The organism is Pantoea sp. Fr+CA_20, from assembly GCF_024520835.1.
In the GTDB taxonomy this organism is placed as follows: Bacteria; Pseudomonadota; Gammaproteobacteria; order Enterobacterales; family Enterobacteriaceae; genus Pantoea; species Pantoea allii.
The window spans coordinates 47,328-60,315 of sequence record NZ_JALNPN010000019.1; the positions used below are offsets into that span (position 1 = coordinate 47,328).

Genomic DNA, 12,988 nt, shown 5'->3' on the forward strand with positions numbered 1-12,988 from the left:
ACGTGCTTTAACCTGTATCGCTTCAATCCTGAGAATCGCTACTGTCGCGAGGCCGGCGAATGCCGGCTTTTTTTACGTCAGTCCGCAGAGAAAATGGCTAAAGGGCGGAGGTGGCAGCGTGCCTGACGGGTGACGTGCCCTGACCCAGGTTTTCCAGCCATTTCACGTAAGCCTGATCCCACAGGGCGGCAGGCGTGCCGGCTTTACCCAGTCCAAAACCATGTCCACCGCTGGAAAGCTGGATCAGCTGTACTGGCACACGATTGCGACGGCAGGTGTCACGCATTAACTGGGTATTAAAGGGTTTTGAGGTGTGATCGTCGCCGGCCTGAGCCAGAAATGTGGGCGGATACAGATTCGTCACGTAGTTTTGTACGGACCAACTGGCTTCTTCCTGCGGGCTGGCGTCGTTGCCCACCATCATCAGGTGAGTATTGGTATGTTGATACGGCGCTTCCAGCGTAATCACCGGATAAATCAGCCCTACGCTGTCGGCTTTTGGCACTTCCTGATCCAGCCTGTCAACGGGCGTGTATGACTGAAACTCCGGGCGCGCCGCCGCCATGCCCAGTAAATGTCCACCGGCTGAAAAGCCTAAGACATGCACTTTACGTTCAAATGATCGTATCAGGCGCAGGGCACGCTGTGCATCCTGCAAGGGCGCAAGATTGCCCGCCTGCCATTTCTCGCGCGGCAAACGATAGCTCAGCACGTAGGCGGTATAACCATTGGCATTTAACCAGTGCGCGACGGGCCAGGCTTCGCGGCCCATGCCAATCCAGCGATAACCGCCACCGGCCGCGATTAATACCGCTTCGCCGTTGGGATTTTCTGGCCTGAAACGTTGAATCGCCGGGCTGACAATATTGGACCATGAACCCCATGCATCAACATGCAGGGTGCCAGACGGACCGCCGCCGCCGGGCGGTTCGTCCGGCCAGAGGGGAATAATATCATCGCGGGCAAACAGTTTGCTGGTAGCCAGTGAGAGCGCAAGCGCTCCTGTGCCGAAAATAAAGCGTCGACGCGTAATCATGATGCCTGTTAAATCAATGCCATAAAGGTTAGCCGACCTTTTCGGCCCGCTGCGTTGTTATTATGTATCGCACATTTGGTTAAGACGCTGGCGATTATGTACGCAATCGGTAGTGAAAATCCATTAAAAAACGCGCCATTTTAGCGCGTTTATTGACGATTTAACGGCGGTTAATCTTCTTGCTGAAACTGCGTCATTACCGTTTGCTCACACTGCTGTGAATTGGTACGCAGTTTGGCGCGTTCTTCATCGCCCAGTTGTAGCCATGCACTCGCCACTTCGTTTGCCAGCTCTTCGTCAAATTCAGGCTTACTGACAGCAGAGGAGGACTGCGATCCTGCCACGCTGGCTTTCATTTTTTCGACATACTGGTCAGCTGTCGATACGCTTTTTTCACTGCTGACAATATGGCACAGCTGGCTGGCATACACGCTTTCTTCACTGTTCTCTGCCGCCAGTGCACTGCCAGAAGCCAGCATGCTCAGCAACAGTATCTGAGATATCTTCATCATCTACTCCTGTTATCAGTTAACTCACTCTCATGACTGGCGCTGTTTCGCCTCCAGTCGCGCCTGGCGCCAGTTGAGCAGCGGCGTCACAGAAATACCGTGGACCACGATGCTGCACACCACCAGCGTCAGCGCCATATCAACCATTATCTTTGCCTCTGCCCCGACCATGCCATGGACCCAGGCAAACGCAATATAGTTAAGACTACCAATACCACGGATACCCAGCCAGCCAATCAGCAACCGCTGAGGAACCGGCATGCCAGTGCGCAGGGTCACCAGCCAGACGGCAAGCGGTCGCACCACCGCAAACAGCAACAGCCCAAGCAGGACGCCCTGCATGTTCCAGTGGTGCGCCATGGTCACGCCAAGTACCACCATCATCATGGCAGCCAACAGGCGTTCGATAGTATCGCCAAAAGAGAGCGCATCGCCTACCACTAAACCGACCGATTTCACCATGCCACTGCTACGTTGCTGTAACCGTTTGTTGGGATTCACCAGCGCCTCGGCAGGCAGCAGCCGATCGTCATCGGGCATATCGTCAGGTTGGTAGCGTTTAAAGACGCCCAGCTCCGCGCGGCGCAGGCCCAGACCGGCCGCAAAGGTGGCCAGAAAGCCCGAAGCACCGACCCATTCGGCCAGTGCATAGCTGAGCGCGATCAGCGCCAGCGCAAGGAAGTCATTGGGTGCCACATCGCCGTGGGCATTGCGCAGTCGGGTGGCCAGCAGACCGACCAGGCGACCCAGTCCAAATCCCAACAGGATGCCGCCGCCAATGGCCCACACGACATCGACAGCAGCCCAGTGCGCCACCATGCCCGTGCCCAGGCTTTCGCCGTTAAACAGCAGCAGCGCCAGAATCAGTAAGGGCAGTGCGGAACCATCGTTCATGCCCGCCTCACTGGAAATGGCTACGCGCAGTGCATCATCATCCTGAGCATCGCTCACGGAGATCAGGCTCGCCAGCACGGGATCGGTGGGCGCAACAATCGCGCCAAACGCCAGGGCAATGGGCCACGACAGCCCCACCAGCCAGTGAGACAGCAGCGTCATGGCCGCGACCGTCATCAACATCGCCGGGAACGCCAGTAAGCCGCCAGCGCGCCAGCTCCGGGCCTTAAGCGGCAGGCGCAGCTTTAGGCCGGTAATGAACAACGACGCGGCCATGGTGATTTCAGTAATGTGCGTGACCAGTTCAGCATGGCGAAGGATATCGATTTCGATAACATCAAATACCCACGGCCCGCAGGCTATCCCGGCTAACAAGAAAAGACCAAAAGAGGTCACCGGGCCACGGTGTATCCACCCTGACGCCAGCGACATTAATAACAGAAGACAGCCCGTCGCAGCTGTCCAGGCAATAAAGTTCATAACGCACCGTTTTAATTGAGTTTATGACTAAGCCTGGCACATTTGCTGACGGGCGGAAGGATCAGTCCTTGAGGTGGCGACTGGCGAGACGCACGATCAGGCTGACAGCCGCGGCCAGCGTCGACAAGACCACAACGCCATTCCAGCCCCAGTGAGCAAGCGCCAGGCTGCCCAGCGCCGCACCGCTCGCCATGCCGATAAACACGATGGTAAACAGCAGGGCATTCAGTCGGCTACGCGCGTCGGGCACCAGGCCATAAATCAGGGTTTGATGGGCGACCAGCGTGGCTTGCACGCCTAAATCAAAGCCAATGGTGCAGATAATGATTAATACCAGCTGACCGGGGAGCGGCAGCAGCGGCAACAAAAACATCAGGGCGAAAGAGAACGTGACCAGAGCGGCACCAAACTGGGTGACACGCGCCGGGCCGATACGATCGGCGACGTTACCTGCCAGCGGCGCGGCCAGTGCACCTGCTGCCCCCGCCAGGCCAAAGGCACCGGCGATAGCACTGTCAAAGTGAAAACGTTCGCTGAGCATGATCGCCAGTGTGGACCAGAAGGCGCTGAAGCTCACAGAGAGCAGCCCCTGAGCCAGTGCGGCACGTCGCAGGGTTTGATGTTCACGCCACAGCTGTACCAGCGATAAAAGCAGACGGGGATAGCTCACTGACGTGCCGGGCGTAAAGCGTGGCAGCACGCGCCACAAGGTCAGGCTGATCAGCAATACGGCCATGGCCGCTATCATGTACATCGTGCGCCAGCCAAAATACTCCGCCACCACGCCGCTCACGACCCGGGATAATAAAATCCCCACCAGTAACCCCGTCATTACCGTGCCAACGATTTTACCCCGACGTTGTGCCGGAGCCAGCGCGGCCGAGGCCGGAACAATGTCCTGCGCCACGGTCGCCGTCAGCCCGGTCACAAAGCTGGCGATAAGCAGCGCGCTGATGCCGCCGGAGAACCCACATAACAGCAGCGCCATCACCAGCAGCAATCCCTTAACTAAAATGATGGTGCGCCGATCGTGGCGATCGCCAAGCGGGGCCAGCAACAGAATGCCTAAGGCATAACCGGCCTGCGTTAACATCGGCACCATGCCAACAGTACCGACGCTGATCTGGAACTGCTTACTGATGATATCCAGCATCGGCTGGCTGTAGTAAATCGAGGCGACGCTCAGGCCCGCGCCGGCAGCCAGCGTAAAGACCAGGGGCGCGGGCATACGTTCGGTGGCAGGTGGAGTGATATTGTTTACCGCTGACATGGTGGCATCCTCAAAAAATAGTGTGACAAGTAAAGCCTGTTTTTGACATACGCGGTAGACTCATAAAAGACAAAACGGTTATACGTGGGACGCATGAGCAATTTCAATAACAGCGATCGTATCGAATTGATGCACACTTTTATTCGCATTGTCGAGAGCGGCAGTTTGACCGCAGCCGCGTTACAACTGGGCATTACGCAACCGACAATCAGCCGCCGCTTGCAGTCTCTTGAGCAGGGGCTTGGGCTGAAGCTGATACTGCGCACCACGCATGCGCTGAAGCTCACCGATGATGGGGAACGTTGCTATGCTCAGGCCCGGCAGCTCATGGCGACCTGGCACGCGCTGGAGGATGAACTGACCGGCGCGGGCAGTGATCCGGTCGGGATATTGCGGGTGCGGGCGCCTCATGCATTCGGTCAGGATCAACTGGTCGCACCGCTGGTGACTTTTATGCGCCGCTATCCCCGTTTACGCATTGAATGGATGCTGAACGACAGGACGCCAGACTTCGTCGCCGAGAACGTGGACTGTGCGATTCAGGTTGGCGCACCGACCGATCCTTCTGTGGTGGCTGTGCTGCTGGCTGAAGTGCCACGCATTGTCGTTGCCGCGCCCGCGCTACTCTTGCAGCATCCGCCGGTCAGGCAGGTGGAACAGCTGGGGGATTTGCCCTGGCTGGCGTTGACCAGCTTCTACCGTAACGAGATAGCGTTACAGAATCAGGACAGGGATGAACCGGTGAATCTGCCCATCGTTCCCGTGCTCAGCAGCGACAGCCTGTATGCCGTGCGCAAGGCCGCCCTGGCGGGCCTGGGTGCGGCTATTATGTCGACATGGGTCATACAGGAGGATTTGGCGCAGGGCAATCTGGTTCAGTTGATGCCGGAATGGCAGGCTCCCCCGTTGCCGGTGTGGCTGACCTATCCCTGGGCAAGCTACTATCCTGCCAGGCTGACCGCGTTTTTTGCCATGATCAAAGCGGTATTTCCGCACCTGACGGGCGCGCGCCCCGCGTCAGGCTGAACAGGGCTTCCCCCACAAGGGAAGCCGTATAAGCGGACGGCGTTCGGCGATGTTGCGGTTGGTCAGACGTTTTTCTTTTCCGCTCGCGACATGTTGTCCAGCCAGCCCATCACGAAGGCCGACAGGACAAAGGTCAGATGGATGATGACGTACCACATCAGCTTGTCGTTTTCGACATTGCGCGCATCCATAAATACCCGCAGCAGGTGGATGGAGGAAATCGCCACAATCGAGGCCGCGACTTTATTTTTCAGCGAGCCGGAATCCATTTTACCCAGCCAGCTCAGCTTCTCTTTGCCCTCGTCAATGTCGAGTTTGGACACAAAGTTTTCATAGCCTGACAGCATGACCATCACCAGCAGCCCGCCCACCAGCGTCATATCCACCAGCGACAGCAGCAGCAAAATCAGATCGTTTTCTGCGATGCTAAAAATGTTGGGCAACAGGTGAAAAATTTCCTGGAAAAATTTGACGGTGAGCGCCAGCAATCCCAGCGAAAGTCCAATGTAAACCGGAGCCAACAACCAGCGCGATGCATACATCAGGTTTTCGGTAAAACGTTCCATAATTTCCCAATCATAATCAGTAAGGTCGCGCATTATAACCGATCATCTGTGAAGTTATTTCAAGCCTTCAGGAGAAATTTCAGGAACCGGTGGCAGCGGTAAAGAGAGGCGGAAGCAGGCACCGCCTTCCGGGCGATTTTCCGCCCAGATCTGGCCGCCATGGCTCTCGATAATCGTTTTACAGATCGCCAGCCCCAGGCCGACACCCGGCACCGCCGATTCTTTATCCCCGCGCGAAAATTTGTCGAAAATTCGCGTCAGGTCATTGTCGGCTATGCCTGGGCCACCATCCCAGATGGCGATTTCCAGCCGCGTATTTTCACACCAGGCCCGAATGCCACGAGGCGCGCAGTTGCCTGCGTACTTCAGGCTGTTTTCAATCAGGTTGGTAAATACCCGCTCCAGGAGCGTGCTGTCGCCTTTAATCAGAACGATATCCGTAGGCAGATCGAGCTCAACCTCCCGTCCCTTGAGCGACGGAGCCATGCTGCTGAGCGCGCCGCCAATCACCTCTTCCAGCGCCAGCCACTCTTCGCGCAAATTCAGACCACCCGACTGGATACGCGCCATATCCAGCATGTTACTGACCAGGCGAATGGTACTCAGGGTTTGTTCACGAATCTGGCTGGCCTGCGGCACATACTTTGAGTCATCACTGGCCAGATCCAGCATCAGCATTTCGGCCTGACCAAACAGCACCGTCAGCGGCGTGCGTAAATCATGGGACAGGGCTGACAACAAGGCATTGCGCAGCTGTTCCCGTTCCGCAGACAGTCGCGAAGCCGCCTCACTTTGCGACAGCGCCATCCGCTCCAGGGCGTTGGCAATCAGCACGGTGAAGGTTTCCAGCAGCCGCTGCTGTTCCGGCACCATCAGCTGACGCACATTTTGCGGTTCAACGACCAGCAATCCGCGACACAGATCGCCCACTTTCAACGGAAGAATTTGGTAGGGCACCGCCGGTAAGGTATCCGTGCCTGCACCAGCAGGCTGGCCCTTACTGAAGCTCCATTTCGCAATTGCCCGATCCGGTTCATTGCCCGGCAGCGCATTGCCCAAGGTTTGCAGTTCACCCTGTTCATCGGGCAACAGCAGCAGGCAGCGCGCCTGTAACGTCGCCTCCAGCACCCGCTGGCTGGTTGCGGCGATATCTTCGGGCGTCAGGCCGCTTCCCAGTGACTTAGCCATTTCGTACAGATGCCGCGTGCGCTGCTCACGGTAACGGGCAACCCGCGCCTGATAGCGGACACCGGCCGTCAGATTACCCACAATCACCCCCACCGCCAGCATGACGCCAAAGGTCACTAAATATTGCAGATCCGACACCGCGACCGTGCCGGTTGGCGCGACGAAAAACAGGTCAAAGGCAATGATGTTCATCACCGTGGCAATGACCGACGGCCAGCGCCCATAGCGCAACGCGACGATCACCACCGCCAGCAGGTAGATCATCACACAGTTGGCCGGATCGAAGCTGATCAGCACCGACTGCCCTGCGGCGGTGACCAGAATACACAGCACCAGCGCCATCAGAACGCCGCGCAGCTGCAGCCGCCATTTATCGCTGTTAACCCGATCCTCGGCTAACGGATGGGGTGCATCCTGAATCGGCTCATTCAGCGCCACCACCAGCAGATCCAGATCGGGCCCCAGTTGCCCCAGACGTTCAGCAAAGCTGTCACGCCGCCAGCGCCGCACCGGGCGTCGCCCCGTCACGATCTTACCGAGGTTGTGTTCACGTGCGTAACGCAGGACCGCCTGCGCCTCATCCGGATCGGAGAGCGTCGCGGTTTCGGCCCCCATATCCTGCGCCAGCTTCAGCGTGCGTAAAATAGCCCGACGCCGCGCTTCCGGCAGCCGGTTGAGGCGAGGCGTTTCCACGTAAACCGCATGCCACTCGCTGCCCAGTCTGGCGGCCAGCCGCGCCGCCGTCCGCACCAGTTTTTCACTGCCGGTGTCGTCACCAATACACAGCAGAATGGCATCACGCGTATGCCAGACACGATCCCGTCCCTGGCTGTCGCGCCAGGCGCGCATCTGGTCATCCACCCGATCGGCCGTGCGGCGCAGCGCCAGCTCACGCAGGGCAAACAGATTGCCTTTACGAAAGAAATTTTCGATGGCCCGTTCGGCACGATCGCCAATGTACACCTTGCCCTCTTTCAGGCGTTGGCGGAGGTCGTCGGGGGGAAGGTCGACCAGCACCACTTCGTCGGCACCGTCGAAAAAGGGATCGGGTACGGTTTCGCGTACCTGAATGCCGGTGACGCCACCGACAACATCATTCAGGCTTTCCAGATGCTGAACGTTCACTGTAGTCAGGACATCAATGCCGGCCTCCAGCAGTTCTTCAATATCCTGCCAGCGTTTGGGATGACGTGATCCTTTCACGTTGGTGTGCGCCAGCTCATCCATCAGAATGACCGCCGGATGGCGTGCCAGCGCGGCATCAAGGTCAAACTCTGCGTGCCGCGAACGGCCAGTGGCGCGGCGCGGCAACAGCACCAGTCCATTAAGAAGCTGGGCCGTTTCCGGGCGGTCGTGCGTTTCCACCACGCCCACCAGCACATCCAGTCCCTGGGCACGCAGCCGCTGCGCTTCCTGCAACATGGCATAGGTTTTCCCTACGCCCGCACAGGCACCAAAATAGATTTTCAGTTTGCCGCGATGGCTGTCACTGCTGGCCTGCAGCAGGGCATCCGGATCGGGGCGCAGCGGTTCGTGGTTCATAGCTTCCTTAGACTTATTTGAGGTCATTCAGCGCCAGGTTAAGCTGCAGCACGTTCACAGTAGGTTCACCGATGAAGGGCAACAGCGGACGCTGCGTCATGCTGTCTACCAGTGCGTCAACTTTCGCCAGCGGTAACTGACGTGCTGCCGCAATGCGCGGGGCCTGCCACAGCGCGGCTTCAGGCGAAATCTCCGGGTCCAGCCCACTGGCGGATGTGGTAACCAGTTCCACGGGTACCGCGCCGTTGGCCTGCGGATTCGCCGCCCGTAACGCCGCTACGCGTTCTGCCACCGCTTTATCCAGCGCCGGATTGCTGGCGGCCAGATTACTGCCGCTGGATGCCAGCGGATTGTAAGGTTTATCACCGGTTGCAGAAGGCCGTCCCCAGAAATTACCGGGGTGGCTAAAATTCTGACCAATCAGCGCAGAACCCCGTTCTTCGCCATCCACTTTTAACAACGACCCGTTGGCCTGCCAGGGAAACAGCCACTGCGACAGGCCAGTGGTGAGCAAAGGATAAACCACGCCGCACACAATCGTTAGCAACAAAAGCAGGAAAACCGCCGGACGTAACTGACTCATTTTATTCTCCTCAGGCCATACCAGACAGCACGAGCAACATATCAATCGCCTTGATGCCCACAAACGGCACCAGCAGCCCACCTAATCCATAAATCAGTAAATTACGGCGCAACAGCGACGCGGCACTCAAGGGGCGATAGCTGACACCTTTAAGCGCTAAAGGGATCAGGAACACAATCACCAGGGCGTTAAAGATAACGGCCGACAGGATGGCTGATGCGGGTGAGTGCAGATGCATCACATTGAGCATATTTAACTGTGGATAGGTCGCCGCAAACGCCGCCGGGATGATGGCGAAATATTTGGCGACGTCATTGGCGATACTGAAGGTGGTCAGAGAACCGCGCGTCATCAGCATCTGTTTACCAATGTGTACCACTTCCAGCAGTTTGGTGGGGTTCGAGTCCAGATCGACCATGTTCCCCGCTTCTTTTGCTGCCTGAGTACCGGAGTTCATGGCAACCGCCACATCCGCCTGTGCCAGTGCCGGGGCATCATTGGTGCCGTCGCCGGTCATCGCGACCAGGCGCCCTTCCGCCTGATACTGACGAATCAGCGCCAGCTTGGCTTCCGGCGTCGCTTCTGACAAAAAGTCATCCACGCCCGCCTCTGCCGCAATGGCGGCCGCCGTTAGTGGGTTATCACCGGTGATCATCACGGTTTTAATGCCCATCTTGCGCAGTTCTGCGAAACGCTCTTTGATACCGCCTTTCACAATGTCTTTCAGCGCAACCACGCCCAGCACTTTTGCGCCCTCGGCCACCACCAGCGGTGTGCCACCGGCCCGCGCCACCTCTTCAACCCGGGCGTTTACTTCTGCCGGAAAGGCACCGTGGCTGGCTTCAATATGACGACGCACCGCATCGACCGCACCTTTACGGATCAGACGGTCCTGTACGTTGACGCCGCTCATGCGGGTTTGGGCAGAGAAGGGAATAAAGCTGGCGCCCATGCTGCTCAGATCGCGTTCACGCAGGTTAAACTTTTGCTTTGCCAGTACCACAATACTGCGCCCTTCCGGGGTTTCATCCGCCAGTGACGCCAGTTGCGCAGCATCTGCCAGCTGCTCTTCCGTTACGCCGGGTGCCGGTAAAAACTGCGTTGCCTGACGGTTACCCAGGGTGATGGTGCCGGTTTTATCCAGCATCAGCACATCTACGTCCCCTGCGGCTTCGACTGCCCTGCCACTGGTGGCAATCACGTTAGCCCCCAACATACGGCTCATCCCGGCCACACCGATGGCGGACAGCAGACCACCAATGGTGGTTGGGATCAGGCATACCAGCAACGCCACCAGCACCGTGATGGTAACCGGCGTGCCGCCCCAGGCTGAAAAAGGCCACAGCGTGACAGTGGCTAACAGAAACACGATGGTGAGCGACACCAGCAGAATAGTCAGGGCAATCTCGTTCGGGGTTTTACGGCGCTGCGCGCCTTCAACCATGGCGATCATCCGGTCCAGGAAGGTTTCCCCTGGGTTGGCGCTACAGGTGATGACCAGCCAGTCGGACAGAATGCGTGTCCCGCCAGTCACCGAGGCAAAATCCCCCCCCGACTCACGGATCACTGGTGCCGATTCGCCGGTGATCGCGCTTTCGTCCACCGATGCGCCCCCTTCAACGACCTCGCCATCACAGGGGATGACATCACCGGCTTCCACCAGCACCGCGTCACCTTTGCGCAGTTGGTCAGCCGCAACCTGCTGCCATTTTGCGCCGTAGTGCGCAGCCGACAGTTTTTTGGCGAAGCTGGTTTTTTTAACCCCTTTCAGGCTGTTTGCCTGGGCCTTACTGCGCCCTTCCGCCAGCGCTTCTGCCATGTTGGCAAACAGCACGGTGAACCATAACCACAGGGCAATGGCACCGGTAAAACTGGCGCTGCCGCTCTGGTGTCCGGTAAACATCAGTAAGGCCAGAATCGTAGTCAGGATGCTGCCCAGGTAAACCACAAACATGACCGGATTGCGAAACTGCACGCGGGGATCGAGTTTTTTTACAGCATCGATCGCTGAGGCACGTAACAGCGCTGCGTCAAACACCTGTTGTTGACGACTCATGATGATTGTCCCTGAATAAGTTGCAGATGCTCGGCCACCGGACCCAGCGCCAGAGCAGGAATAAAGGTCAGCGCGCCGACCAGCAAGACGGTACCGATTAACAGGGCGATAAACAGAGGACCGTGCGTAGGCAGCGTACCGTTACCGACCGGTTGCACTTTTTTCACCGCCATGGCACCGGCAATTGCCATGACCGGAATGATGATGCCGAAGCGTCCCAGCAGCATGCACACCGCCAGCAGCAGGTTCCAGAACGGCGTATTGGCGCTCAGGCCCGCAAAGGCGCTACCGTTGTTATTGGCAGCCGACGAGACGGCGTACAGCACTTCACTAAAGCCATGCGTTCCCGGGTTTGCCATGCCGGCGCGTCCGGCATCGGTCATCATCGCGATCGCCGTGCCAATCAGCACCAGCGCGGGGGTGACCAGAATCGCCAGAGCGGTCATTTTCATTTCCCACACGTCGATTTTCTTGCCAAGAAACTCTGGCGTGCGGCCAATCATCAACCCGGCAATAAACACCGCCAGCAAGACAAACAGCAGCATGCCGTACAGACCGGCACCGACTCCGCCAAACACCACTTCGCCCAGTTGCATCAGCAACATGGGCACCATGCCGCCCAGTGCGGTAAACGAGTCGTGCATGGCGTTCACTGCGCCACAGGAAGCCGCCGTCGTAATCACCGCATACAGGCTGGAGTTAAGGATGCCGAAGCGCGTCTCTTTGCCTTCCATATTGATAGCGCTGTCAGCGCCGAGCGTCAGGAAGTGCGGATTACCATGCAGTTCGGCCCACATCACCAGCGCCGCGGCCACCACGAACATCAGCGTCATTGACCACAGCAACATATTTCCCTGACGACGATCTTTGACGCTTTCGCCAAAGGCAAAGCAGAGAGCCGCCGGAATCAGGAAGATACTTAGCATCTGGACAAAATTGGTGAGTGCGGTGGGATTCTCAAACGGATGGGCGGAGTTGACGTTGAAGAAACCGCCGCCGTTGGTCCCCAGCATTTTGATTGCTTCCTGAGAGGCAACCGGCCCCATTGCCAGCGTTTGCTGCGCCCCTTCCAGACTGGTGAGGTTGTGATAAGGCAGGAAGTTCTGGATGCTGCCCTGGCTGACAAAAAACAGCGCCATCAGCAGGCTAATCGGCAGCAGAACGTAGAGCGTCACGCGCGTCAAATCACGCCAGGCGTTGCCCAGCGTGGCGATAGATCGATTCGCAAAACCGCGAATCAATGCAAACGCGATGGCAATACCGGTGGCAGCGGACACGAAGTTCTGCACCGTCAGTCCGACCATCTGACTGAAATAGCTTAAGGTGCTTTCGCCCGCATACGACTGCCAGTTGGTGTTGGTGACAAAACTGATGGACGTGTTCAGCGCCAGATCCCAGCTCAGTCCGGGCAGATGCTGCGGATTAAGGGGCAACTGTCCCTGAAACATCAGCATGGCCAACAGCACAGCCATGCCCAGCAGATTGAACACCAGGATCGCCAGCAAGTATTGCTGCCAGCGCATATCGCCTTGTTGGGTTCCTGAGATGCGCCACAGAAAGGCTTCTGCACGCGTAAACAGGGGCTTGTCCGCGACTAACGCGGCCAGCCCGCGCCCCAGCGGCTGCGCCATCACCATCAGTAACAGCAGATAAACCGCTATCAGTAAAAACGCATTGGCCGCCATCAGAAGGCCTCCGCATTTAACAGGGCATAAATCAGATAGCCCAGTAACAACACCACCAGCACAATGCCGGTTATTACGCCTGCGCTCACAGCAACCTCCAGAGGTTTGGATTTGCTGAGTAGCTTGCGCCTGGGCACATAAAGAAAGGGTTAA

The 12,988-nt window shown here is 57.8% G+C and carries 11 protein-coding genes; 1 reads left to right on the forward strand and 10 read right to left on the reverse strand.

From position 1 onward, the window contains the following. Positions 1 to 97 precede the first annotated feature (97 nt). From NR177_RS18955 to NR177_RS18970, 4 genes are all read right to left on the reverse strand, one after another. Positions 98 to 1,036 (reverse strand): alpha/beta hydrolase, encoded by a 939-nt coding sequence (locus NR177_RS18955; protein ID WP_063877611.1) that lies wholly within the window; start codon positions 1,034 to 1,036, stop codon positions 98 to 100. Positions 1,037 to 1,206: 170 nt separating this feature from the next. Then, positions 1,207 to 1,545 carry a hypothetical protein gene (locus NR177_RS18960; protein WP_063877612.1) on the reverse strand — a complete coding sequence of 113 codons (339 nt, stop codon included), beginning with the start codon at positions 1,543 to 1,545 and terminating at the stop codon, positions 1,207 to 1,209. Between the two features lie 30 nt (positions 1,546 to 1,575). After that, positions 1,576 to 2,919: a sodium:proton antiporter gene (locus tag NR177_RS18965; RefSeq protein WP_063877613.1), complete on the reverse strand. Its 1,344-nt coding sequence runs from the start codon at positions 2,917 to 2,919 to the stop codon at positions 1,576 to 1,578. A gap of 61 nt (positions 2,920 to 2,980) precedes the next feature. Then, positions 2,981 to 4,189: an MFS transporter gene (locus NR177_RS18970; RefSeq protein WP_256853409.1), complete on the reverse strand. Its 1,209-nt coding sequence runs from the start codon at positions 4,187 to 4,189 to the stop codon at positions 2,981 to 2,983. 93 nt (positions 4,190 to 4,282) lie between these two features. Between NR177_RS18970 and NR177_RS18975 the strand changes: the two genes are divergently transcribed. Beyond that, complete coding sequence (locus NR177_RS18975) at positions 4,283 to 5,215, forward strand: LysR family transcriptional regulator (protein ID WP_063877615.1); 933 nt, start codon at positions 4,283 to 4,285, stop codon at positions 5,213 to 5,215. Positions 5,216 to 5,277: 62 nt separating this feature from the next. Here NR177_RS18975 and NR177_RS18980 read toward each other — a convergent pair whose 3' ends face one another. From NR177_RS18980 to kdpF, 6 genes are read right to left on the reverse strand one after another with little or no spacing between them, the layout of a single operon-like run. Beyond that, positions 5,278 to 5,781, reverse strand: a complete 504-nt coding sequence (locus tag NR177_RS18980; RefSeq protein WP_014604798.1) for a TIGR00645 family protein — start codon at positions 5,779 to 5,781, stop codon at positions 5,278 to 5,280. A gap of 54 nt (positions 5,782 to 5,835) precedes the next feature. Beyond that, positions 5,836 to 8,511, reverse strand: coding sequence for a two-component system sensor histidine kinase KdpD (gene kdpD / locus NR177_RS18985; RefSeq protein WP_063877616.1), 2,676 nt, complete (start codon positions 8,509 to 8,511; stop codon positions 5,836 to 5,838). Between the two features lie 13 nt (positions 8,512 to 8,524). After that, a complete protein-coding gene (kdpC, locus tag NR177_RS18990; RefSeq protein WP_256853410.1) occupies positions 8,525 to 9,094 on the reverse strand; it encodes a potassium-transporting ATPase subunit KdpC in 570 nt (189 codons plus the stop codon). 10 nt (positions 9,095 to 9,104) lie between these two features. Continuing rightward, complete coding sequence (kdpB, locus tag NR177_RS18995; protein WP_096012710.1) at positions 9,105 to 11,150, reverse strand: potassium-transporting ATPase subunit KdpB; 2,046 nt, start codon at positions 11,148 to 11,150, stop codon at positions 9,105 to 9,107. Further along, positions 11,147 to 12,835: a potassium-transporting ATPase subunit KdpA gene (kdpA, locus tag NR177_RS19000; RefSeq protein ID WP_063877619.1), complete on the reverse strand. Its 1,689-nt coding sequence runs from the start codon at positions 12,833 to 12,835 to the stop codon at positions 11,147 to 11,149. Before kdpA ends, kdpB begins: the two co-directional genes overlap by 4 nt. Then, on the reverse strand, positions 12,835 to 12,924 hold the full coding sequence (gene kdpF, locus NR177_RS19005) for a K(+)-transporting ATPase subunit F (RefSeq protein ID WP_015699348.1): 90 nt from the start codon (positions 12,922 to 12,924) through the stop codon (positions 12,835 to 12,837). Before kdpF ends, kdpA begins: the two co-directional genes overlap by 1 nt. Positions 12,925 to 12,988: the final 64 nt, after the last annotated feature.

Excerpts from the sequence above, each read along its gene's own strand:
- NR177_RS18970 (WP_256853409.1), bottom strand. The coding sequence starts at position 4,189 with ATGTCAGCGGTAAACAATATCACTCCACCTGCCACCGAACGTATGCCC.
- kdpC (WP_256853410.1), bottom strand. The coding sequence starts at position 9,094 with ATGAGTCAGTTACGTCCGGCGGTTTTCCTGCTTTTGTTGCTAACGATT.
- kdpD (WP_063877616.1), bottom strand. The coding sequence starts at position 8,511 with ATGAACCACGAACCGCTGCGCCCCGATCCGGATGCCCTGCTGCAGGCC.
- NR177_RS18960 (WP_063877612.1), bottom strand. The coding sequence starts at position 1,545 with ATGAAGATATCTCAGATACTGTTGCTGAGCATGCTGGCTTCTGGCAGT.
- NR177_RS18965 (WP_063877613.1), bottom strand. The coding sequence starts at position 2,919 with ATGAACTTTATTGCCTGGACAGCTGCGACGGGCTGTCTTCTGTTATTA.
- kdpA (WP_063877619.1), bottom strand. The coding sequence starts at position 12,835 with ATGGCGGCCAATGCGTTTTTACTGATAGCGGTTTATCTGCTGTTACTG.
- NR177_RS18955 (WP_063877611.1), bottom strand. The coding sequence starts at position 1,036 with ATGATTACGCGTCGACGCTTTATTTTCGGCACAGGAGCGCTTGCGCTC.
- NR177_RS18975 (WP_063877615.1), top strand. The coding sequence starts at position 4,283 with ATGAGCAATTTCAATAACAGCGATCGTATCGAATTGATGCACACTTTT.
- kdpB (WP_096012710.1), bottom strand. The coding sequence starts at position 11,150 with ATGAGTCGTCAACAACAGGTGTTTGACGCAGCGCTGTTACGTGCCTCA.
- NR177_RS18980 (WP_014604798.1), bottom strand. The coding sequence starts at position 5,781 with ATGGAACGTTTTACCGAAAACCTGATGTATGCATCGCGCTGGTTGTTG.